Annotated in this window: 27 protein-coding genes; 21 read left to right on the top strand and 6 right to left on the bottom strand. The window is 33.4% G+C overall.

The annotated features are described in order from the left end of the window. The first annotated feature begins 458 nt into the window (after nucleotides 1-458). From BLQ00_RS14735 to map, 5 genes are all read left to right on the top strand, one after another. On the top strand, nucleotides 459-1325 hold the full coding sequence (locus BLQ00_RS14735) for an SDR family oxidoreductase (protein WP_093145080.1): 867 nt from the start codon (nucleotides 459-461) through the stop codon (nucleotides 1323-1325). Nucleotides 1326-1335: 10 nt separating this feature from the next. Further along, nucleotides 1336-2100: an SDR family NAD(P)-dependent oxidoreductase gene (locus BLQ00_RS14730; protein ID WP_093145079.1), complete on the top strand. Its 765-nt coding sequence runs from the start codon at nucleotides 1336-1338 to the stop codon at nucleotides 2098-2100. Nucleotides 2101-2109: 9 nt separating this feature from the next. Beyond that, nucleotides 2110-3021, top strand: coding sequence for a helix-turn-helix domain-containing protein (locus tag BLQ00_RS14725; RefSeq protein ID WP_093145078.1), 912 nt, complete (start codon nucleotides 2110-2112; stop codon nucleotides 3019-3021). Between the two features lie 169 nt (nucleotides 3022-3190). Further along, a complete protein-coding gene (locus BLQ00_RS14720; RefSeq protein WP_093145077.1) occupies nucleotides 3191-3718 on the top strand; it encodes a DUF4269 domain-containing protein in 528 nt (175 codons plus the stop codon). A gap of 158 nt (nucleotides 3719-3876) precedes the next feature. Next, the gene (gene map, locus BLQ00_RS14715; RefSeq protein WP_093145076.1) at nucleotides 3877-4641 is read left to right on the top strand and encodes a type I methionyl aminopeptidase; all 765 of its coding nucleotides are present in this window, start codon (nucleotides 3877-3879) and stop codon (nucleotides 4639-4641) included. Between the two features lie 41 nt (nucleotides 4642-4682). Here the strand turns inward: map and BLQ00_RS14710 are convergent, their stop codons facing one another. Continuing rightward, complete coding sequence (locus BLQ00_RS14710) at nucleotides 4683-5060, bottom strand: Fur family transcriptional regulator (protein ID WP_093145075.1); 378 nt, start codon at nucleotides 5058-5060, stop codon at nucleotides 4683-4685. A 183-nt stretch (nucleotides 5061-5243) separates the two neighbouring features. Between BLQ00_RS14710 and BLQ00_RS14705 the strand changes: the two genes are divergently transcribed. The 10 genes from BLQ00_RS14705 to BLQ00_RS14665 all read left to right on the top strand — a co-directional run bounded on the left by BLQ00_RS14705 (nucleotide 5244) and on the right by BLQ00_RS14665 (nucleotide 12737). Then, nucleotides 5244-6149, top strand: a complete 906-nt coding sequence (locus BLQ00_RS14705) for an NAD(P)/FAD-dependent oxidoreductase (protein WP_229792654.1) — start codon at nucleotides 5244-5246, stop codon at nucleotides 6147-6149. Nucleotide 6150: 1 nt separating this feature from the next. Then, the gene (locus BLQ00_RS14700) at nucleotides 6151-6396 is read left to right on the top strand and encodes a hypothetical protein (RefSeq protein WP_175445460.1); all 246 of its coding nucleotides are present in this window, start codon (nucleotides 6151-6153) and stop codon (nucleotides 6394-6396) included. 1 nt (nucleotide 6397) lies between these two features. Then, complete coding sequence (locus BLQ00_RS14695; protein WP_093145072.1) at nucleotides 6398-7018, top strand: class I SAM-dependent methyltransferase; 621 nt, start codon at nucleotides 6398-6400, stop codon at nucleotides 7016-7018. Between the two features lie 809 nt (nucleotides 7019-7827). Further along, nucleotides 7828-9300: a T9SS type A sorting domain-containing protein gene (locus BLQ00_RS14690; RefSeq protein WP_093145071.1), complete on the top strand. Its 1473-nt coding sequence runs from the start codon at nucleotides 7828-7830 to the stop codon at nucleotides 9298-9300. A gap of 255 nt (nucleotides 9301-9555) precedes the next feature. Further along, nucleotides 9556-9720, top strand: a complete 165-nt coding sequence (locus BLQ00_RS17470) for a Lacal_2735 family protein (RefSeq protein ID WP_139149427.1) — start codon at nucleotides 9556-9558, stop codon at nucleotides 9718-9720. A 15-nt stretch (nucleotides 9721-9735) separates the two neighbouring features. Beyond that, nucleotides 9736-10140: a DUF2452 domain-containing protein gene (locus BLQ00_RS14685; protein WP_093145070.1), complete on the top strand. Its 405-nt coding sequence runs from the start codon at nucleotides 9736-9738 to the stop codon at nucleotides 10138-10140. 4 nt (nucleotides 10141-10144) lie between these two features. Then, nucleotides 10145-10432, top strand: coding sequence for a TIGR03643 family protein (locus BLQ00_RS14680; protein WP_093145089.1), 288 nt, complete (start codon nucleotides 10145-10147; stop codon nucleotides 10430-10432). 63 nt (nucleotides 10433-10495) lie between these two features. Continuing rightward, nucleotides 10496-11128, top strand: a complete 633-nt coding sequence (locus tag BLQ00_RS14675; protein WP_093145069.1) for a flavin reductase family protein — start codon at nucleotides 10496-10498, stop codon at nucleotides 11126-11128. Then, the gene (locus BLQ00_RS14670) at nucleotides 11125-11253 is read left to right on the top strand and encodes a DUF2256 domain-containing protein (RefSeq protein ID WP_093145068.1); all 129 of its coding nucleotides are present in this window, start codon (nucleotides 11125-11127) and stop codon (nucleotides 11251-11253) included. The genes BLQ00_RS14675 and BLQ00_RS14670 overlap by 4 nt, the downstream gene beginning before the upstream one ends. After that, nucleotides 11250-12737, top strand: coding sequence for a cryptochrome/photolyase family protein (locus BLQ00_RS14665; RefSeq protein WP_093145067.1), 1488 nt, complete (start codon nucleotides 11250-11252; stop codon nucleotides 12735-12737). Before BLQ00_RS14670 ends, BLQ00_RS14665 begins: the two co-directional genes overlap by 4 nt. Here BLQ00_RS14665 and BLQ00_RS14660 read toward each other — a convergent pair whose 3' ends face one another. Together BLQ00_RS14660 and BLQ00_RS14655 are read right to left on the bottom strand one after the other, a co-directional pair. Further along, complete coding sequence (locus tag BLQ00_RS14660) at nucleotides 12738-13265, bottom strand: glutathione peroxidase (RefSeq protein ID WP_093145066.1); 528 nt, start codon at nucleotides 13263-13265, stop codon at nucleotides 12738-12740. Nucleotides 13266-13267: 2 nt separating this feature from the next. Beyond that, nucleotides 13268-13951, bottom strand: a complete 684-nt coding sequence (locus BLQ00_RS14655; RefSeq protein ID WP_093145065.1) for an SDR family NAD(P)-dependent oxidoreductase — start codon at nucleotides 13949-13951, stop codon at nucleotides 13268-13270. Nucleotides 13952-14308: 357 nt separating this feature from the next. Between BLQ00_RS14655 and BLQ00_RS14650 the strand changes: the two genes are divergently transcribed. From BLQ00_RS14650 to BLQ00_RS14640, 3 genes are all read left to right on the top strand, one after another. Next, entirely contained in the window at nucleotides 14309-14668 is a 360-nt protein-coding gene (locus BLQ00_RS14650) for a DUF983 domain-containing protein (RefSeq protein WP_093145064.1), read from the top strand. Between the two features lie 5 nt (nucleotides 14669-14673). Beyond that, the gene (locus BLQ00_RS14645) at nucleotides 14674-15306 is read left to right on the top strand and encodes a Crp/Fnr family transcriptional regulator (protein WP_093145063.1); all 633 of its coding nucleotides are present in this window, start codon (nucleotides 14674-14676) and stop codon (nucleotides 15304-15306) included. A 70-nt stretch (nucleotides 15307-15376) separates the two neighbouring features. Beyond that, the gene (locus BLQ00_RS14640) at nucleotides 15377-16189 is read left to right on the top strand and encodes a sulfite exporter TauE/SafE family protein (RefSeq protein WP_093145062.1); all 813 of its coding nucleotides are present in this window, start codon (nucleotides 15377-15379) and stop codon (nucleotides 16187-16189) included. 110 nt (nucleotides 16190-16299) lie between these two features. Here the strand turns inward: BLQ00_RS14640 and BLQ00_RS14635 are convergent, their stop codons facing one another. Genes BLQ00_RS14635 through BLQ00_RS14625 form a run of 3 tightly spaced genes read right to left on the bottom strand, consistent with a single transcriptional unit; the run spans nucleotide 16300 to nucleotide 17751 of the window. Beyond that, the gene (locus BLQ00_RS14635; RefSeq protein ID WP_139149426.1) at nucleotides 16300-16944 is read right to left on the bottom strand and encodes a hypothetical protein; all 645 of its coding nucleotides are present in this window, start codon (nucleotides 16942-16944) and stop codon (nucleotides 16300-16302) included. A gap of 4 nt (nucleotides 16945-16948) precedes the next feature. Next, on the bottom strand, nucleotides 16949-17389 hold the full coding sequence (locus tag BLQ00_RS14630; RefSeq protein ID WP_093145060.1) for a hypothetical protein: 441 nt from the start codon (nucleotides 17387-17389) through the stop codon (nucleotides 16949-16951). 17 nt (nucleotides 17390-17406) lie between these two features. Further along, nucleotides 17407-17751, bottom strand: a complete 345-nt coding sequence (locus BLQ00_RS14625; RefSeq protein ID WP_139149425.1) for a hypothetical protein — start codon at nucleotides 17749-17751, stop codon at nucleotides 17407-17409. A 345-nt stretch (nucleotides 17752-18096) separates the two neighbouring features. Between BLQ00_RS14625 and BLQ00_RS14620 the strand changes: the two genes are divergently transcribed. The 3 genes from BLQ00_RS14620 to BLQ00_RS14610 are packed head-to-tail and all read left to right on the top strand — an operon-like array spanning nucleotide 18097 to nucleotide 20879. After that, on the top strand, nucleotides 18097-18711 hold the full coding sequence (locus BLQ00_RS14620; protein ID WP_093145058.1) for a TetR/AcrR family transcriptional regulator: 615 nt from the start codon (nucleotides 18097-18099) through the stop codon (nucleotides 18709-18711). A 3-nt stretch (nucleotides 18712-18714) separates the two neighbouring features. Beyond that, nucleotides 18715-19977 carry a TolC family protein gene (locus BLQ00_RS14615; RefSeq protein ID WP_093145057.1) on the top strand — a complete coding sequence of 421 codons (1263 nt, stop codon included), beginning with the start codon at nucleotides 18715-18717 and terminating at the stop codon, nucleotides 19975-19977. 8 nt (nucleotides 19978-19985) lie between these two features. Continuing rightward, complete coding sequence (locus tag BLQ00_RS14610) at nucleotides 19986-20879, top strand: HlyD family secretion protein (RefSeq protein WP_093145056.1); 894 nt, start codon at nucleotides 19986-19988, stop codon at nucleotides 20877-20879. The last annotated feature ends 22 nt before the right edge of the window (nucleotides 20880-20901 follow it).

The raw sequence follows: 20901 nt of genomic DNA, 5'->3' as shown, positions 1-20901 counted from the left end.
GGAATCTTAAGTTCCTACGTATATCTTAATCTTACTCTGCTCTTTTGTTCTTTCTATTAATTCTGAATTAAGTTAATGGAAATCAAACTTAGGACGTATACTAATCATAGCTCTTGCGAAACTAGAACTAAATTGATTGCAAATATTTAACTATATTGGTTTCTGAAAAATAACGTTACGCTTGCCTGTCTGACCGGCCTTCCGGCAGGCAGGGTCTCACGCAGCTCCGAATAATTGGAACTAAATAAAGAACTGAAAAGGTGTCGCCGCTTCAAGCCGCACAGCAATCCAGACACCACAATCGATATACGCGAACCTTTAGCTGTAATGATAAAAAAACATCGTGCTAATCCACAAACTTCAGCCATTTGTCCGATTTGGCTGATACAAAGATAGATTTGACTACAAAACTATCGCTTATCTATTTCATCTTTGTACATCATTTATAAAAATGAAAAATGAAACAAATATTAGTTACTGGTGCAACTGGTGAATTGGGTACTACAGTTATTGAAACTTTACTTAAAACTATGAGAGCTGAAAATATTTCAGTTCTCACAAGAAAAGAAGAAAGAAAAACTGAATTCGAACAAAAAGGATTAAATGCTTTTATTGGTCAATATAGTGACATTGAAACGCTTGAAAAAGCGATGGAGAACGTAGATGCCGTTTTACTTATTTCTTCGGGAGACCAAGGCGATAGAATGCAAGAACATAAAAACGTTATTAATACAGCAAAAAAGAAAGGTGTTAAAAACATTGCTTATACAAGTCGTTCCTTAAAAGACAAAAACACGTTAGTAAACAAACTAATGACAGAACATTTCCTGACTGAAGACTATATTAAAAAAAGTGGATTGAACTATATCATTTTCAGAAATGCGTTGTATATGGATGTCTTACCGCTTTTTGTAGGTAAACAGGTATTTGAGAAAGGTATAATACAACCTGCTGGAAATGGTAAAGTGGCCTATGTTTTAAAAGGTGAACAGGCAGAAGCAATGGCTAATGCATTAATGACCGAAAAATTCGAAAACCAAACATTTAACTTTACAGGTGATGATGCATATTCTTTTTATGATGTTGCAACTGCACTAACAGAACTTTCTGGCAAACAGGTCATTTACAAATCTGTAGAAGTTGAGCCCTTCAAAAAAATAATGCTGGACAATGGAGTTCCAAAACCAATGGTCAAAAAAATAGTTGGTTTTAATCTTGATATTAAAAACGGACAGGAAGCAACCGTTACAAATGAATTGCAACATTATCTCGGACGTAAACCAACAAATCTAAAAGAAGGTTTGAAATTATTATTCAATTTATAGCTATAAAGAAATGAAAAAAGAAATGAAAATTGCTTTAGTAACTGGAGGGAGTCGTGGATTGGGGAAAAATATGGCTTTGGAATTAGCAAAAAAAGGACTTCACATAATTCTAACCTATAACAGCAACGAAGAAAAAGCTAAAGAAGTTATCAAAGAAATTGAACATATAAGACAACAAGCAATTGCAGTTCAATTAAATGTAACAGATTTCCAAAGTTTTGAAGCATTCTTTGATACTGTTAAAAAGTCAATTAAATACAAATTCGGAGTTGATAAAATTGACTATCTCGTAAATAATGCAGGAATTGGAATAAACGCACCATTTTCAAAAATAACTGAAGAACAATTAGATACGCTTTATAACGTTCAATTTAAAGGCACCTATCTATTAACGCAAAGTGCATTAAGCATTCTAAACGATGGTGGCGGAATTGTAAATGTATCCACTGGACTTACTCGTTTTGCGTTAAACGGATTTTCAGCATATGCATCTATGAAAAGTGCTATTGAAACATTAACAAAGTATCAAGCAAAAGAATTAGGAGAAAGAAAAATTCGATCAAACGTCATTGCACCAGGAGCTATTGAAACTGATTTTGGTGGTGGAGCAGTTAGAGATAATGAAAAATTAAATAGCTTTATCGCGTCTAACATTGTTTTGGGGCGTGTTGGACTACCAGATGATATTGGAAGTGTTGTTGCTTTTTTATGCACCAAAGATGCTAAATGGATAAACGCACAACGTATCGAGGTATCTGGAGGACAAATGATTTAAAACAAACTCATGTCTATACTTCACATAAAAAACATCAACGAATATCATAGATTAATGCAGTTGCCAAAACCACAGCATCCTTTGGTTAGCGTAATTAATTTTGCCGATATTAAAAGGAAAGAAAATGTAACAGTTTCAAGTTTTACACACGGTTTTTATTCAATTGCCTTAAAACAGGTGTTTAATGGTAAAATGAAATATGGACAACAGGAATACGACTTTGATGAAGGCGTATTAGCTTTTATCGCACCAAATCAAGTTATGCGTATTGAGGTAGAAGATGAACAAAAACTTAATCATTTGGGTTGGCTACTTATTTTCCATCCCGATTTTCTTTGGAATACATCTTTGGCGCAAAAAATAAAGAAATATGACTTTTTTGGTTACGAATTAACCGAAGCATTACATCTTTCGGACAAGGAACAAAAAACGTTAACCGATTTGATGCAAAATATTAATCAAGAATACAATTCAACTATTGATAAATTCAGTCAAGATGTTATCATTTCACAATTGGAATTATTACTCACTTATTCAGAACGGTTTTATCAACGTCAATTTATCACTCGTAAAAAATCGAACCATAGAATGCTTGAGCAATTTGAAACACTTTTAAATAATTATTTTAAAGGCGAAAACTTACAAGAAAATGGATTACCAACAGTTAATTATTTGTCAGCTTCATTGAACTTATCCCCCAATTATTTAAGCAGATTATTAAAAACACAAACAGGCAAAAGCACCCAAGAATTTATTCACGAAAAACTAATACAATTGGCTAAAGAGAAACTTTCAACTACAGCCTTATCAGTAAATGAAATTGCTTACAGTTTAGGATTTGTACACCCACAATCATTCGGAAAATTTTTCAAGAAAAAAATGGAATTGACACCATTGGAATTTCGGGAATTATATAATTAAAAAATAGGAAACCACTACAGCTAACAAAGCATAATTCTAACTTAGTTTAGTTTATGTCCTGCAGACACAGACGCACAAGTGTCAAAGTTAGTTCATTTTATTATTTTTACTGATAACCATCCTTTAATTGGAGAATTACGCAAGACCCTTGCCCATACACAATAAGAAAATGATTGAAAATTTTAAAAATATTGACTATTTAAAATCTGGAAACGAAAGACAAAGACTTGCTTATTCTGAAATCAAAAAACATAAAGTTATAGAGAAACTTGAAAAATATAATCCAATTTTGACTGGAACTATTCCAATTGAAATAGATTTACCCGAAAGTGATTTAGACATTATTTGCGAATGTCAAAATCATTCTGAATTTAAAACATATTTATTAAATCAATTTTCTGACAAAAAAGACTTTAAAGTTTATTCAATAATTCAAAATGGAATTGAATCAACTATTGCGGAATTTAAAACGGATAATTTTTTGTTTGAGGTTTTTGGACAAAATATTCCAACCGAAAAGCAAAACGCTTATCGGCATATGATTGTTGAAAATAAAATTTTAAAAGAAAAAGGTTTTGAATTTAAACAGAGTGTAAAAAAATTAAAATCTAACGGAATAAAAACAGAACCTGCATTCGCAAAATTATTAGGACTGGAGGGAAATTCATATACTGAATTATTAAAGTTGGAAAAATAAATACTGATGATAGCAACATATATAATTTATTGCCAAGCCGTACCTGCTTACGGAAATCCTGTGGAAAATTCTATTTAGTTTTTTTTGCTAACTTTATTGCATAAAACACGGGACAAAGTATACACAAAAACATTGGGACGATACATACAAAAAACGAAATGTCAATAACAAAAGAATCAGAATTAATCGGAATGAAAAAAATTAGTGAAGTTGTTGGAACTACACTAAAACTAATGAGAGAATATGCTGAAATTGGTATGTCAACTAAAGAACTTGATGAATATGGAGGTAATATTTTAAAAAGTTATGGAGCAAAATCGGCACCTTATGAAACTTATGGTTTCCCTGGATACACTTGTATAAGCATAAATGAAGAAGCTGCTCACGGAATTCCATCCGAAAACAAAATATTAAAGGAAGGTGATTTGATTAATATTGATGTTTCTGCTGAACTAAATGGCTTTTGGTCTGATAATGGAGGTTCATTTATTATTGGAAAGGACTTACATAACTATCAACCTCTTGTGGATGCTTCTAAAAACATTTTACGCAAAGCAATAAGCAATATCAAAGGCGGAGTAAAAATTTCTGAAATTGGTTATTTAATAGAAACGGAAGCTAAAAAATCAGGGTTTAAAGTCATTAAAAACTTGGCTGGTCACGGAGTTGGTAGAAGCTTACACGAAGAGCCTGAAAATATTCTAAATTACAGAGTTAAAAGCAATAGAGAACGATTTAAGAAAAATACCACTGTAGCCATAGAAACTTTCATCTCAACAAACTCGACAGTTGCTGTAGAATTAAATGATGGTTGGACTTTAGTAGGTAATAAAGGTGGCTATGTAACACAACACGAACAAACAATACTTGTAACAGATAGTTATCCAGTAATTCTAACAGAATCTAATGAAATTTGGGATTAAGCATCTAGCTAAATAGTCTTTTTGTGAGCAGTTTAAAAAACCTACGAACAGTCATTACAAACCCCAGTCAGAACACAATTTGCATTTTTAACTTCATAGCCATTGGGAACTGAATACTCAACAGGAACTTGTAGGCATTCAATTGAATCACACGACAAACATCTAAAATGAAAATGATGTTGAGTAAGCTCTTGTGGATTCTCACATTTTTTACAAATGGCAAAGTACTGTTTCCCATCCTCTGCAACAATTCTATGTACTAAATCATCCTTGCAGAACCTATTCAATACTCTGTATATAGTAGCCCTATTCATTTTAATATCAAGTTGTTTTTCAATAGCATCCTGACTCAATGCTTTTTTTGATTTTGAAAGTAAATTTAAGACAGCCTCTTTTGTAGGTGTATTTCTTCTATTCATTTGTTATTGCGAATTTGTTGCAATAATACAAAAAGATTGTATATTTGCCAAAACACAATTGCGACTGTATCGCATTAAATACTTATAATGACTAGAAGAGAAATTATAAAACTATTTGGAGTATCAGGTTTATTACTTGCATTACCCAGACCTTTATCGCTTTTCGCTCAATACAATAACAAAATGAATAAAAAAGAATTTGAAGTAATAATTATTGGTGGGAGTTATGCTGGGCTTTCTACTGCAATGAGTTTAGGACGTTCATTGAGAAATACATTGATAATAGATTCGGGAAAACCGTGTAACCGCCAAACCCCACATTCTCACAATTTTCTGACTCAAGACGGAAGTACGCCCATAGAAATATCTGAAATTGCTAAAAGTCAAATATCTAAATATGAAAGTGTCAAATTTTATAACGGAATTGCCGTAAGTGGAAAGAGAATTAAAAAAGGTTTTGAAATCACTACTACATTTGGAGATATTTTTAGTGCAAAAAAATTGGTTTTTGCCACAGGAATTAAAGACATAATGCCAGATATACATGGATTTTCCCAATGTTGGGGAATTTCGGTAGTACATTGTCCTTATTGTCACGGTTATGAAATACGAAATAAAAAAACCGCTATAATAGCTAATGGAGAAAGAGCATTTCACCTTGCTTCTTTAGTGAACAATTTAACAAAAGAAATAACGATAATCACTTCAGGAACAAAAGACTTTGAAGAAAATCAACTCGAAAAATTAAAACAGTACAATATAAAAATTGTGGAAAAACAAATTTCTGAAATAGAACATCAAAATGGACAATTAGAAAAAATTGTATTCAAAAATGGAAGTACAGAGAATTTTGAATGTGCCTACGCTTCTATTCCTTTTGAACAAAACTCAAATATCCCCAAAGAGTTAGGTTGTGAACTTACAGAAAACGGACACATTAAAGTAAATTTTATGCAAAAAACTACAGTAGAAGATGTTTTTGCTTGTGGTGACAATAGCTCAATGATGCGTTCAGTTGCAATAGCCGTTTCTAGCGGAAACATTTCTGGAGCAGTAATCAATAATGAACTTACACAAGAGAATTTTTAATATGATTGAAGTATTTATAACCAACGTAAAGTCAGAATATCTCTCAAAAGAAATTCTAAAATTTTTGAAAAGTGAATATCCACAGCTCAAAATCAATTTTGACTTGGAAGATTTTAATAAGCCTTATCCTTGTGGTCATTCCATTTTAAGGATTGAAGGAGAATTAATAGACACTACTAGTATTGAACAGCAACTTAAAAACATAGGGATTGAATGTAAAATATTAGAAGAAAAAAAATGTATTTAGTATGACAGAATTTTGGGAAAAAGCTTTTAACAACAAGCAAGAAATGTGGGGAATGAACCCTGCACAATCTGCTGAACTGACAAAGAATTTCTTTGTAGAAAAAAAAATAAAAAACATTCTAATTCCAGGAATTGGATATGGACGTAATGCCCAACCGTTTATAGCAAATGAAATAGTAGTTACGGGAATTGAAATTTCAAAAACTGCCATTGAACTTGCCAAAAAACATTACGGAACAGCGCTAAACATTTTTCACGGTTCCGTAACCAAAATGCCTTTTGACGACAAAAAATATGACGGAATTTTTTGCTATGCTCTAATTCATTTATTTGACAACGAAGAAAGAAAAAAATTAATAAATGACTGTTACCATCAACTGAACGAAAACGGATATATGATTTTTACGGCGATAAACAAATATGCACCTCAATTTGGGCAAGGAAAATTAATAAGCAAAGACCGTTACGAAATCTATAAAGGAGCAAAAATATTCTATTATGACCGAGAATCTGTTAAATTCGAGTTTGAAAAATACGGACTTTTTGAAATTACAGAAGAAGACGAAAATCAGCCAATGTACCTAATTAAATGTAAAAAAGTAAAAATACTGCCCACAACATAGTTTAAAAAGTACACTACATATTTATTTTTTCCTATGACTTAAACTTATTAATCGCCTAATGAGGTTTTGGTTTGTATTTTTTTTAAATTCTTAGGGACTTTCATTTTTTGTTATTATTTATAAAATAAACCCCAGTTGATGACAAAATTGTTGCCAATATAGAGTGAGTTGAAATCTTTTCATCTAAAAAATACCACCCTAAAATGAGTGCTATAATTGTTTTTATTAAAGCTTAAATTGACGACAGTGTCTAGGACTATTATAGAAAAGCTCTTTTCTCGAAATGAAGCTCTTCTCGAAATGCACAGGAAAAGTGCTAAACGGAATTAAACATCTGTATTTAATAGTTAGCCGAATCTAAAGCAGACTTAACTTCAAACATGGAGATGAAATGAAGTTTGACTACTTTTCTTTTTTTTTGGGGGAAGCGGCGAAGTGGAATGCATGGAAAGGGATGAGTGAGTTACTGAGTCTGAATTTAATTATTAACCAACTAAAGATTTTTTCCGTCTTTAATTGTTGTAGTTAAGCATACAAGACTTGGTGAATATGTTAAAGTTTAATAAGAAGTGCATAAAAAATACCGCCTCCTCCTCAGCTACTGTAAATTTTCTTCTTTTAAAAAAATGGTTAGTTCCTCTTTCTCCGCATACCGAAACCCACAACAAACGTTGTGGGTTTTTTTGTTTTATTAGAGTTTTCAATCTATTTACATCTAGTATTGTGAGACTTACATCCTGCCAAACAATTTAATTATTTGTAATATTTATAGAAGTGAAGTAATTTTACACTCCACAAACCCAATCATTATGAAATACCTACTATCCCTATGCTGTTTACTTTTCAGCTGTACGCTTATGGCTCAAGATTTATCTGAAGGTTACATTGCTAACGACCTTGCCCCGCATCCACAACAACCGCTTGACATGCCGGACTATTTAGAATCTGCAACAGACCCTTCCTTTCCTAGTACTGAAATACGGCGGATTTCCGATGTTAACGGAACAACGATTCGCGTACCAATGTACAGCACCATTCAAGCTTGGAATGCCGATGAAAGTTTACTACTTATCTATGGAAACGGACAACATCACTTACTTAATGGGACAGATTATACCTTTATACGTGAGTTAACAGATATCACTCCCGACGATATTGAAACTGTATTCTGGCACTTTAACGATCCCGATATTTTATTCTATCTCGATGACAGTACCAAGGATTTTATTCGATACAACGTCATTGACCAAAGTAAAACCATACTTACAAACTTGTTGACAGTTTCAGGCTGTACTAATGGCGTTTCTATGGGGAATGATGTCCAAATGATGTCTTGGGACTCTGATGTATTCAGTTTTCGATGTGGTAATGATACGGCTTATTATTATCGAATTTCAACAGAAACTCTTACCCAATTTAATATTTCCGACCTAGAATTTACTGCTCCAATGCCTTTTCCTAGCGGAAATTTATTTGTTCATCAAGGCAACATTTACGATGGTAACGGAACCTTGGTTCGCACATTAAATATCGACAACCCTGGAGAACATTCTTGCCTCGGACGATTATCGAATGGCGATGATGCTTATTTCGCCATTGCTTTTGAAGAAGGCCCTAACGGAAACTGCCAAGGAACTATTGTTGCGCACAATGCTGTTACTGGCGTTTGTTTCGCTGTGACACCGACATCAGATTATGGATATCCGCAGTCGGGTACACATATTTCTTCACTCGCACACAAAAATAATGAAGGTGGTTGGATTGCGGCTTCAATGATGGGATACGATTTAGATGGACAAGATTTATTAGATCAAGAAATTATTATTGCCAAGGTCAATAACGGAAACGCAGACGTCTATCGTGTGGCACACCATAGAGCCGATGAAGAAGAATACAATTATTTTGGTGAGCCTCACGTTACTATAAGTCCAACAGGTACGCGTTTGCTTTTTGGTTCCGATTGGAGTGGCGCTGAAGATGGTGAATCATTGAATTCGTATGTTGCCGAATTAAAAGCCTACGACCCTACTCTTTCCATTTCTGAAGTTTCAAATACAATGCAGATTGTGTTATCTCCTAATCCTGTAACTACCTTTCTGAAAATTTCAGGAAATAATCCTATTGAAGAGTATGCGATTTACGCAGTTACAGGTGAAAAAGTAATTAATACATCCATAGACGCAAATCAGCAAATAGATGTTTCAGAAGTAGCCCAAGGGGTCTATTTTATAAAACTATCGATAGCAAATGAGACTGTAATTAGAAAATTTATAAAAAACTAAATAGTCTTAGTTTTTCTTCGGAAAAGCCCCGTTGTCATTATGATAACGGGGCTTCTTTTTTTATAAACTGAACTACAAACACTAGAACTTCCAATGAAATAGAATTCTTGAAAATTAGCTTTCAAAATTTAGCTAGCACAAAACTTTAAGAAAACTTTCTGTTTAACATTAACTTTAAATAATTAAACACATTGTATCTTTACAACATTACTTTCAGAATTTAACTTCTGAAAATCAAAAATATAGACACAAGACATGTTCGGATTATTCAAAAAGAAATCAGAGAAAGAAAAATTACAGCATCAATACGAAATGCTTTTAAAAGAAGCCTATACGCTATCTACTACCAATAGAAAAATGAGCGATCAAAAAACGTATGAAGCCGAAGAAGTATTAAAACAACTTGAAAAGCTTTCCTAATTTATTTGAATTAAAATGATAACAAAAAGAAAGCCTGACAATGTCGTTTTTAATACAGAAACTCAAAAATACGACGCGTCACTTAAGCCGTATCCTACTACTGTGGGTGCCCCTGTAATTACTCCAACAGATAATTCTGCTTGGAAAAATAGAAACATTGTTAAAATAAACCATAAAATTGAGGCTAAATACTTAGAACTTAGGGCTGAGTTTGATAAAATAATGCAGGAATTTGAATACAACAAACTTATTTTAGAAGCAAAATTTACTTTTGAACCTGTAATTGGAGAAGTGTATCATTTATATAAAAGAAGTAATAACGAAACCTTCTTATCCATGATTGCTCCTAATGAATGTAATTTTAATTCCATAGGCAGTTTTTATTTAAATGCAGATCAAATCTGGGAAAAAGTATCGTAAGCTAATGACACCAACCAATTTGTTCACAGAAAGAGAATTAGACCGTATTATAGAAATGGCGTGGGAGGATCGAACTCCTTTTGAAGCCATCGAATTTCAATTTAAGGTTTCAGAAAAAGAGGTGATTAAACTCATGCGTAGCAATTTAAAAGAATCTAGTTTTAAACGTTGGCGCAAACGTGTGAATAGTGGCGTAAGCACCAAACACCTTAAAAAAAGAAGTACAGAAATTACGAGGTTTAAGTCTTCACGTCAAAAAGCAATTTCAGGGAACAAAATCAGTAAACGATAAGGCTACACTACGATTCGTTAAGCACCATATAAATAGTAACTTTAGAGCTCATAGCACAACGACATGATGTACACTAAAAAAGATATTGAGCAGTTAGATCGAATTACTAGACTAACTATTATTAATTCGGTAACTGGCATTAAACCTGCCAATCTTATTGGAACCATCGGTGAAAATGGAACAACCAACCTAGCGGTATTTAGCTCTGTAGTGCATTTAGGAAGCAATCCTGCGCTTTTAGGTTTTATATGCAGACCTTCCACCGAAGACGTAGGTCATACTTTTCAGAACATTCAGGCTACTAAAGAATATACCATTAATCATATTCATCCCGAATTTGCCAAAAATGCCCATTATACGTCCGCAAATTATGATGCTAATATTTCCGAATTTGAGCGTTGTAATCTTTCCGAAGAATATATTCCGAATTTTAAAGCCCCTTTTGTAAAGGAGAGCACCTTCAAAATAGGATTACGTTTTAAGGAACAGATGGACATTAAAGCCAATGGCACTATGTTAGTAATAGGAGAAATTGAACACCTAATACTTCCTGATTCTGGAATGGTCGATGATGATATCGACTTAGAGGCTTCTAATGGTGTGGGGATTTCGGGTTTAAACAGCTATTATTCATTAAAAAAAATAGAACGATTTCCGTTTGTAAGACTTCATGAAGTACCCGATTTCAAAAAATGAAAAAAGAGCATCTTCCTCAAAAAATCTGTATCATTTGCAACAAACCTTTCAGCTGGCGTAAAAAATGGGAAAAGAACTGGAGTGAAGTGAAATATTGTAGTAAACGGTGTCGAAAAAATAAATGAAAAGTATTCACCTCATATTTCCACACCAATTGTTTCAGAAATCCCCTCTTTTTGAAACGAAAGTTCCCGTATATATTATTGAAGAATATTTATTTTTTAAGCAATATCCTTTTCACAAACAAAAAATAGCATTTCATAGAGCCACCATGAAACGCTATGCCGATTTTCTTCGGAAAGATAAAAAACTGGAAGTTTATTATATAGAAGCCATTGAGGCTATCTCGGATATTAGAAAACTCATTCCGTATTTAAAACAACAGGGAGTTGAACATATTAACTATGTAGATCCTACCGACGATTGGCTTCAGAAGAGACTCCTTCAATCTACTCAGGAAAACAATATCACTACCACAGCATACGATTCACCTCTTTTCCTTAATACAAAAAAGGAATTGGGTAGTTTTTTTAGAAAAGATAAAAAAAAATATCATCAAACCAATTTCTATAAAGAAGCGCGTAAGAAACGTGCCATTTTATTAGATCCTGAAGGTAATCCGAGGGGTGGAAAATGGACGTACGATGACGAGAATAGAAAGAAATATCCTGCTAAAAAGTCGCCGCCCTCCATACAATTTCCAGATGCCGATTCTTATTATAAGGAGGCTACAACATACGTAGCGGCACATTTTTCAGATCATTTAGGATCGCTTACAGAAATCTCCCTATACCCTACTAGTTTCGAAACGACAAGAATTTGGTTAGCGCAATTTTTCGAGAAACGGTTTATGGAGTTTGGAGTTTATGAAGATGCCATCGTTGCCGAAAATTCTATTTTGAATCATAGCGTTCTAACCCCAATGCTCAATGTGGGGCTAATTACCCCCAGCGAAATTATTGATGCTTGTCTGCACTATGCCGAAGAAAACAAGGTTCCAATTAATTCAACCGAAGGGTTTATTCGACAAATTATAGGTTGGAGAGAATTTATAAGGGGCGTCTATGAAGTTCGAGGTCGTGAAGAACGCACTACAAATTTCTGGAAGTTTAGTAATAATATACCAGCTTCCTTCTACGATGGCACCACTGGCATTCCCCCCATTGATCTCACCATAAAAAAAGTGTTGCAAACGGGATATTGTCATCACATTGAACGATTAATGGTATTGGGAAATTTTATGCTGTTATGCGAATTCGACCCCGATGAAGTGTATCGTTGGTTTATGGAATTATTTATAGACTCCTACGATTGGGTAATGGTGACCAATGTGTACGGTATGAGTCAGTTTGCGGATGGTGGTCTTATTGCCACAAAACCGTACATAAGCGGCAGTAACTACCTCATGAAAATGAGCAATTATAAAAAAGGCGACTGGCAAGAGGTGTGGGACGGCCTCTTTTGGAGGTTTATGCATACACATCGAGAGTTTTTCTTATCAAATCCGCGCTTAGGCATGCTTGTAAGAATGTTTGATAAAATGCCCTCTGAAAAGCAAGATAAACACTTAGAAAACGGACAAAATTTTATCGATAGTTTGGCACGATAACTATTTTAAGTGCTTCGTAATCTTAGAACTCAAAGGTTTTGTGATTGAGTAGTAATAGTCAATCAATTGTCCCGCTTCATCTACCAAGTACTTTTGAAAATTCCATTTTACACTTGAACTCTTTCTACCATTCAAATCTTTAGTAGTAAGCCAAGTATATAGTGGATGTTGTTCAGTCCCTTTTACATTAATCTTCTCTGTTAGTAAAAAAGTAACTCCAAAGTTCAGTTCACAAAACTCTTGGATTTGCGAGGCATTGCCTGGCTCTTGCTTCCCAAATTGATTACAAGGAGAACCAATAACTACTAGTTTGTTTTGGTAGGTATCACTCAAAGATTGTAATTCTTTATATTGCTTTGTAAAACCACATTCCGAAGCAACATTTACAAACAGTATGTTCTTTCCTTTAAAGTCTGAAAGCGAAATCGGTTTTCCATTTAAAGCGTTGATTTTAATATCATAGATGGATTTCTTCTCTGTTTTTGAAGAAGTACTGTTTGATACTTTGGCGTTTTCAATTGTTTTCATCGTTATATTTTAAAGGTTACTATACCGCAGTCCATTTCAAAAATTTGTCCCGAAAAAGAAGCTGCGTTGTCCGACAATAGAAATTCAGCCGTTGCTGCGACTTCCTTAGGATTTAAAAAACGTTTTAAAGGATGGCGTTCTGTTATATTTTCAATCATTTTTTCATTTCGCAACAACTTTGAAGCTAAGTCTGTATCAGTAACTGTCGGTGCAATGGCATTTATTCGAATTGTAGGTGCTAATTCTGCTCCTAACGATTTAACCAATCCTTCAACACCCGATTTTGAAGTCGCAACACTTGCGTGAAAAGGCATACCTAATTTAGAAGCTACCGTGCTAAACAACAAAATTGAAGGATTCTTACCTTTCTTTAATTGCGGTAAATAATTTTTAATAGCCTTAACAGCTCCCAACACATTAATTTCAAAATCTGTTCGAAAATCATCTAAATCCAATCTAGAAATTGGCTTCAAATTGATACTTCCAGGACAATACACCAAACCATCAACCACCTCTAAATCGGGTAATTCATCTGTTAAAACATCACAGCTATGATGAGTTAAGTTATCATGCTTCATTTCTGGAGGCGTTCTACTCACGTTAATAATTCTATGATTCGCTATTAAGGTACTTATAATTGCATTGCCAATCCCCTTACTTCCTCCTATCACAACTAATGTCTTCATGTTTTTCAATATTTTAAGGTAACAGACTGAGCACTACAAAAAAAGAACACACGTCTTATCACAAAAATACAAATTTTGTTTATCGACATCTGTTAATTATTAAACAAAATATGATGTACATTAAAAATGTACGATGCTTTAAAATACTATTTGTAAAACTTTCAGAAAAAAATACAGAAATAATACCGAAGAGAGCGAATTGAAGAGACACGTTATGTCCTATTTTATATAGACTAATCAGTAAAATGAAACACCATTACGCGTCTCTAATTAGTATCTTTTTAGTATTTTTATATCTGTAACATTTGTTACTTTTAGTTGGATGGAATACCTCTAATTTTGTGGAAAAGACTATACATGAAAAAAATAAAACAAACACTGTACAGTATCCTTTTCTTAAAGTGCCCTCGATGTCATGAAGGTCCGTTTTTAGAGGCAAATCCTTATCACATTAGTAAAATGAACAAAGTGAAAAGTCATTGTCCAAACTGCAATTTAAAATATTCTATTGAACCCAGTTTTTATACAGGTGCAATGTATGTTTCGTATGCTGTTGGAGTTGCTGTAGCCGTTGCTGCCTATGTCTTATTACTCATTTTCGGAATTGATTTTGGTCCCACTGGAATATTCTTAACAATAATTGGTGCTTTACTAATTTTGATGCCCTACATCGGAGCCGTATCGAAAGCAATTTGGGCACATATATTTTTAAAATAGTTACTATGATTCAGGAGTTAAAGGCAAGTTATGGGCATTTATTTGAAGATGCATTAATCAATGAAATCGTTCAAGTAGGTACTTATAAAGAAATACCTGAAGGTCACAAAATGATGGATATTGGAGACTATGTAAAATCCATGCCTTTACTTATTTCTGGAGCTATTAAAATTTTGAGAGAAGACAATGAAGGAGATGAGTTATTGTTATACTATTTAGAAAAAGGTGACACCTGCTCCATGACTATGGCTTGTTGTTTGGGACAACAAAAAAGCATGATAAGAGCCATTGCTGAAACTGATGCGAAACTGATAATGGTTCCCGTTACTAAAATGGAGGAGTGGACTAAAAACTATAAGTCTTGGCGAAATTTTGTTTTTGAAAGTTATCATAACCGAATCAATGAGCTTTTAACGACCCTAGATAATATCGTATTTTACCAAATGGACGAAAGGTTGATACAATATCTAAAAGAAAAAGCGAGAGTAAATAACGATGACATAATTAAAAACACGCATCAAGAAATTGCATACGATCTTCACACGTCAAGAGTGGTCGTTTCTAGGTTATTGAAAAAATTAGAACAACTTGGAAAGATTAAACTTCATAGAAATTATCTAAAAATAGTAAATTTATAAAAACTATGTAACTGATGTTACTGTATAAACCACATGAGTCCATTACTTTTGACTGTAGGTTTTAAACTTCATGGAATTAATTGAACTTTTTGGATATATAAGTGCTTTGTTTATTGGTATATCCCTCGGATTAATAGGCGGAGGAGGCTCTATTTTAGCAGTTCCAATGCTCGCTTATCTGTTTTCTATAAATGAAAAAGTAGCAACCGCATACTCATTATTCATTGTTGGTTCTAGCGCCTTAGTGGGCGGAATAAAGCAATATTTTAAGGGATATGTTAACTTGAAAGTTGCCATTCTCTTTGGTTTCCCAGCAATTATAGGAGTAACAATCGTTAGACACTTTGTAGTTCCAGCATTACCAGACGTTTTATTCAGCATTAATTCTTTCGAATTTACACGAAGAATGGGAATGTTTGGCTTATTCGCCCTCTTAATGTTTCCTGCAGCATACTCCATGCTAAAAGGAAAAAAAGTATCCCCAATAAAAACGACTGAAAAGGTAAAATACAATTACTTTTTAATCCTTATTCAAGGTTTTATATTAGGCACTATAACAGGATTAATTGGTGCTGGCGGCGGATTCCTTATCATTCCAGCTCTCGTTATTCTAGCCAATCTTAAAATGAAAGTGGCTGTAGGCACTTCATTAATTATAATAGCATTAAATGCATTAATAGGATTCTTTTTAGGCGACGCTTTACTAATCACTATTGATTGGTCCTTTTTAACAAAAGTAACAGGCCTTTCAATTGTTGGAATATTTATTGGAAGCTATCTAGGCAACTTTATTGATGGAAAGAAATTAAAAAAGGGGTTTGGTTATTTTATCATTATAATGGCCCTATTCATTTTCTTCATGGAATTTATAATTAAGAGCTAATTCCAAGAAGGTTCTTACTTTCTAACTCATACAATAGAACTACTTTAAGAAGTAAAATAATTTCTTCGGAAAGTCATAAATTATAAGTTTAATCCTGCTTTCTAATTTAACTACTCTTCTAATATTAATAATTGATTTTCTTTTAATGACTGAAGTAATAAAGAAGTATAATTATTAATATTCTTATTTATTTTATCTGCGCCTACAACTTCAATATCTGCGCGCCATAATAATTCTCGTTCTTTTCCTGGACAGATGCAATAAAGGGATGTTTCGGTAGTATAAACTTGATAGCGATCATGTTGTTCTTTAAAATAAACATACTGATTGCCATAATAATAATCTTCAAAAGTTTGGTATCCTTTTGCAAAATTACGATACGCATCCACCATTGTCACTTTACTTTCTCGCGCTGTAATTTTTGTAAATAGAATGGCATCAAATCCTGCTTCTAACAACTTATTCTCAATATCGCCTAATTGTTTTAAAGATTGTTTGTTATTGGTGAACGAAGTTTCAAAAAAATCGATGCTTTTTACCGCTGTAACATCTTCTTTTTCCAATGCGTCAACTACTTTCTTTTCAAAAGTTCTTCTTAAATCTTTATCGGCCGATATACCAACTACCAAAACTTTATTAGCTTGAAAATTAACTGTATCAAGAGTCGTATACTGTTGTAAAAGCCTTGTAGAAGAACAACTTACAAGCGTAATGATGAGAATAAAAAAAGAGAGGTACATTGCGTAGTTTTTCATCGGTTTATGTTTTGGGTAATAATTTTGAGTTTTCACTTTTCAAAATCGATTTAATTGCATCAAAAAGTGCTTTTTTAGTATTCTTATACTGTTCAATATATTCAAACACAGCAACCTTTAGATAATGGTGTGTCACAATATATTCTTTCTTTTCAGCAGCAGAACATCCATGACTTAAAAGCGCTTCAATATGGTTACAATGATCTTTACACTCTTGTTGTAGGTCATTTATACTTTTTTCTTCTTTTGATAAAGTTCCAACTAACGTTAAGGATGTAGTGTATAGCTTTTCTGATATTAACGGAATTGTATATTTCTTAATTAATTCATCTAAAAACAATTGTTCGTCTTTAATAAATTCTAATTCTGAAAACCATTGATGGCACTCTTCATGTAATTCTTCAGGCGTACTTAACTGTAAATATTTATTAATACTATTTTCCATGGGGGCTTTCGTTTAAATTATGTCAGTTTTTTCTGTTTATTTTTTTTAAAAATTTCTGAAAGCATATCAAATATATTCTTCTTTGTTTTTTTTACCGCTGAGTGAAAATTCATTTCTTCAATTAGCAACCTATAATGCTCATTTTTATACACTTCTAGCTCACCTGGCACATCTTCATCATCCATTAAAATTTGAAGGTTATTGCTGTGTAATTCTAACTCTTTCAATAACTTTTCTAGAATTTCTTTATGTGATTCCAATTCCTGTTTAATTTCTTTGCTCTTTTCTGAAGATGCTTCTGAAATAACTTCTAAGGCGTGAGCGGCTACCAAATTTTCCAAAAATTGAAGTTCATCCTTCATAAATTTAAGATCCGATAAACTACGTAAAGTGTCTTTATGCAACCCATTGTTATCGCGCCATTCTATAAATTTTAAATGTGTTGTGCTCATAGTATAAAAAATTAAAAAAGTTGAAACTATACAGCTTCATTGTATCTGAATTGTATCTGAGTCTTCCTTAAAGAAACCCTACATTCAATAATTTCTCTCTTTAAACGCTCTTGGCGATTTACTTCCAAAAGTAGAATCATTTTATTTCGAAGTAAATGTAACTGATACAACGATACTTAGAAATGACAATTATCAGTTTATACTTTCAGAGTTCGATGTATCTTTGTTAACCAAATGGTTAAACTATAAAGTTAAATGCGTAAATCGGATAAAAATAAAGATGCAGAATCACAAATATTAGACGCTGCAAAAAACATATTTCAGAAAAAAGGAATGGATGGCGCCCGTATGCAAGAAATAGCAGATGAAGCGGGTATTAATAAAGCGCTTTTGCATTATTATTTCCGAAGTAAAAAATTACTTTTTGAAGCCGTATTCACGAATGCTTTTTCGCTACTTGCTCCACAACTCAACAAAATATTAAATGACGATTCATCCATTGAAGAGAAAGTGAAAAATTTCACTTTTAATCAAATCTCATTTATCATAAAGCATCCCTATCTACCCAATTTCATCATTCAAGAGTTGAATAGAAATCCAGAGTTTTTTGATACAATAAAAGAACATCCTTCCTTTCCTTCACTTGAAAAATTTAAAACACAAGTTCAGAAGGAAATACAACAAGGAATTTTAAAACCTATAGACGGAGAGCAGCTTTTTATTCACATCGTCTCACTCAATTTATTTCCTTTTATCGCGAATCCATTACTGAAAGGTTTTTTACAAAAAGATGATGCCCAATACAAGCAACTAATAGAGAATCGAAAAACAGAAGTTTCAGAATTTATTATACGATCCATAAAAAATTAAGCTATGAAAACGCATTTTCTTATTTTCTTCGGAATGCTTCAATTGATAGCCACAGCACAACAGAAACTAACGTTGGAGGAATGCTATGTTGCGGTCGAAAAAGAGTATCCGTTATCAAAGCAATCAGCTCTATTAGAAGAGAAAACCAATTCAGAAATAAAAGTTTTAGAAAAAGAAAAACTTCCAAAGTTAGCACTAAACGCTCAAGCTACATATCAATCTGATGTCATAGAATTTCCTTTTCAATTGCCAAACGTGAACATTGAATCACCTAATAAAGATCAATACCGTGCAACAATAGATGCCAATCAGCTTATATACAACGGCGGTATCATTTCAGCAAACACAAAACTAAAAAGTGCATCTCTTGCTACCAAACAACAATCAATTGCCGTACAGCTATACACGCTAAAAAACAGAATCAACCAAAATTATTTTGGAGTGCTTCTGCTTCAAGAACAAGCGCAACTACTACAATCTAAAAAGAAACAACTTCAAGCGCGTTTAGACGAAATAAAGATTGGTGTAAAATACGGTGCTGTTCTCCCCGCTTCCGAACAAGTACTACAAGCAGAATTATTAAAACTGGAACAACAACAATCCCAAATAAACAACGACAAGAAAAAGGCACTTAACAATTTGTCTCTTTTAATTTCTAAAGAAATATCGGACTCAACTATGTTGGAAAATCCAACACTTAGTTTCGATCTAAAAAATACTTCCGAGCGTCCCGAATTAATGCTGTTTGAATTGCAGGAAAATCAGTTAGAAACATCAAAAGAAGTAATTTCTAAATCCAATTTCCCTAAAATAAGTGGTTTCGCACAGCTCGGTTATGGAAACCCTGGACTCAATATGTTAGACAATTCTTTTCAAGAGTTTTATATGGCGGGACTGAAACTAAATTGGACCCTTTTCGATTGGGGAACGGTACACGAAAAAAAACGCATTGTAGATATTTCCAAGGATCTTATTTCAACCGAAAAAGAGGCCTTTCTCTTGAATACTCAAATACAATTGAAAGATGCTGAAAGCGACATTGAAAAATATGTAGAAATGCTTCAGAAAGACGGAGAAATAATAACCCTTCGAGAAGACATTCTGAAAACAACCACCTCTCAATTACAACATGGTGCCATCACTTCTTCAGAATACATTATTGAACTAAACAACCTGTACGAAGCAAAAATTGACCAACAATTACACAACATTCAATTAGCATTTACCAAAGCGAATTACAAGGTGATTGCAGCCGATTTTAATTAACTAGTCTTATGAAAAACATACAACTCCTATTTTTAACAAGTCTCTTCGGAATACTATCCTCCTGCACCAATACTGAAAAAGCAGATGGCTACGGAAATTTTGAAGCTACCGAGATTATCGTTTCTTCCGAAGCCAATGGAAAGCTTCTTTTTTTAAGTCTAGATGAAGGTCAACTGTTAGAAGAAGGAGCGATTGTCGGTTTAATAGATACGCTTCAACTTCACTTAAACAAACAACAACTGAAGGCAACAAAAGCGACAGTGGCCTCCAAATCGGGCGGAGTTTGGTCACAACTTGGTGTTCTTGAGCAAGAATTACTAACGGCAAAAACGGAACAAGATCGTATTCAGCAGATGTTTTCTGAAAACGCAGCAACACAACGCCAATTAGAGCAAGCAGACAGTCGTGTGGAAGTCCTAAAAAAGCAAATGAAAAATATCGCTACTCAAAATGAACCTATTGTAAACGAGCTAAAAGCAATGGATGCTAAAGTGGCTCAAATTTCAGATCAGATTTTAAAAAGTGCCATTGTGAATCCCATAAACGGAACGGTATTAAGCAAATATGCTGAACCTAGCGAAATTGTATCCTACGGAAAACCGCTGTATAAAATTGCCGATATAGAAGAAATGATTCTACGTGTTTATGTAAGTGAAACGCAACTAGCAGCCATAAAAATTGGACAAGAAGTAACGGTTAAGATTGATGATGGAGATGCAATGAAAACATATTCAGGGATTGTTAATTGGATTTCAGCTTCGGCCGAATTCACTCCTAAAATCATTCAAACAAAAGAAGAGCGCGTCAACTTAGTTTATGCGGTAAAAATAACGGTAAAAAATGATGGAAGCCTTAAAATAGGGATGCCCGCAGAGATGTGGATCACGTCTTCTGAAAATTAGTTGCACTTGGGTAGTACAATAG

Source organism: Ulvibacter litoralis, from assembly GCF_900102055.1.
GTDB lineage: Bacteria > Bacteroidota > Bacteroidia > Flavobacteriales > Flavobacteriaceae > Ulvibacter > Ulvibacter litoralis.
The sequence above is the reverse complement of the archived record's forward strand: the minus strand, read 5'-3'. Positions and strand labels throughout refer to the sequence as shown.

Coding starts and splice junctions, on each gene's coding strand:
- BLQ00_RS14615 (WP_093145057.1), top strand. CDS start 18,715: ATGAAAACGCATTTTCTTATTTTCTTCGGAATGCTTCAATTGATAGCC.
- BLQ00_RS14685 (WP_093145070.1), top strand. CDS start 9,736: ATGATAACAAAAAGAAAGCCTGACAATGTCGTTTTTAATACAGAAACT.
- BLQ00_RS14640 (WP_093145062.1), top strand. CDS start 15,377: ATGGAATTAATTGAACTTTTTGGATATATAAGTGCTTTGTTTATTGGT.
- BLQ00_RS14735 (WP_093145080.1), top strand. CDS start 459: ATGAAACAAATATTAGTTACTGGTGCAACTGGTGAATTGGGTACTACA.
- BLQ00_RS14635 (WP_139149426.1), bottom strand. CDS start 16,944: ATGAAAAACTACGCAATGTACCTCTCTTTTTTTATTCTCATCATTACG.
- BLQ00_RS14705 (WP_229792654.1), top strand. CDS start 5,244: ATGAATAAAAAAGAATTTGAAGTAATAATTATTGGTGGGAGTTATGCT.
- BLQ00_RS14730 (WP_093145079.1), top strand. CDS start 1,336: ATGAAAAAAGAAATGAAAATTGCTTTAGTAACTGGAGGGAGTCGTGGA.
- BLQ00_RS14620 (WP_093145058.1), top strand. CDS start 18,097: ATGCGTAAATCGGATAAAAATAAAGATGCAGAATCACAAATATTAGAC.
- BLQ00_RS14630 (WP_093145060.1), bottom strand. CDS start 17,389: ATGGAAAATAGTATTAATAAATATTTACAGTTAAGTACGCCTGAAGAA.
- BLQ00_RS14700 (WP_175445460.1), top strand. CDS start 6,151: ATGATTGAAGTATTTATAACCAACGTAAAGTCAGAATATCTCTCAAAA.
- BLQ00_RS14660 (WP_093145066.1), bottom strand. CDS start 13,265: ATGAAAACAATTGAAAACGCCAAAGTATCAAACAGTACTTCTTCAAAA.
- BLQ00_RS14655 (WP_093145065.1), bottom strand. CDS start 13,951: ATGAAGACATTAGTTGTGATAGGAGGAAGTAAGGGGATTGGCAATGCA.
- BLQ00_RS14610 (WP_093145056.1), top strand. CDS start 19,986: ATGAAAAACATACAACTCCTATTTTTAACAAGTCTCTTCGGAATACTA.
- BLQ00_RS14650 (WP_093145064.1), top strand. CDS start 14,309: ATGAAAAAAATAAAACAAACACTGTACAGTATCCTTTTCTTAAAGTGC.
- BLQ00_RS14645 (WP_093145063.1), top strand. CDS start 14,674: ATGATTCAGGAGTTAAAGGCAAGTTATGGGCATTTATTTGAAGATGCA.
- BLQ00_RS14665 (WP_093145067.1), top strand. CDS start 11,250: ATGAAAAGTATTCACCTCATATTTCCACACCAATTGTTTCAGAAATCC.
- BLQ00_RS17470 (WP_139149427.1), top strand. CDS start 9,556: ATGTTCGGATTATTCAAAAAGAAATCAGAGAAAGAAAAATTACAGCAT.
- BLQ00_RS14695 (WP_093145072.1), top strand. CDS start 6,398: ATGACAGAATTTTGGGAAAAAGCTTTTAACAACAAGCAAGAAATGTGG.
- BLQ00_RS14625 (WP_139149425.1), bottom strand. CDS start 17,751: ATGAAGGATGAACTTCAATTTTTGGAAAATTTGGTAGCCGCTCACGCC.
- map (WP_093145076.1), top strand. CDS start 3,877: ATGTCAATAACAAAAGAATCAGAATTAATCGGAATGAAAAAAATTAGT.
- BLQ00_RS14710 (WP_093145075.1), bottom strand. CDS start 5,060: ATGAATAGAAGAAATACACCTACAAAAGAGGCTGTCTTAAATTTACTT.
- BLQ00_RS14720 (WP_093145077.1), top strand. CDS start 3,191: ATGATTGAAAATTTTAAAAATATTGACTATTTAAAATCTGGAAACGAA.
- BLQ00_RS14725 (WP_093145078.1), top strand. CDS start 2,110: ATGTCTATACTTCACATAAAAAACATCAACGAATATCATAGATTAATG.
- BLQ00_RS14675 (WP_093145069.1), top strand. CDS start 10,496: ATGATGTACACTAAAAAAGATATTGAGCAGTTAGATCGAATTACTAGA.
- BLQ00_RS14670 (WP_093145068.1), top strand. CDS start 11,125: ATGAAAAAAGAGCATCTTCCTCAAAAAATCTGTATCATTTGCAACAAA.
- BLQ00_RS14680 (WP_093145089.1), top strand. CDS start 10,145: ATGACACCAACCAATTTGTTCACAGAAAGAGAATTAGACCGTATTATA.
- BLQ00_RS14690 (WP_093145071.1), top strand. CDS start 7,828: ATGAAATACCTACTATCCCTATGCTGTTTACTTTTCAGCTGTACGCTT.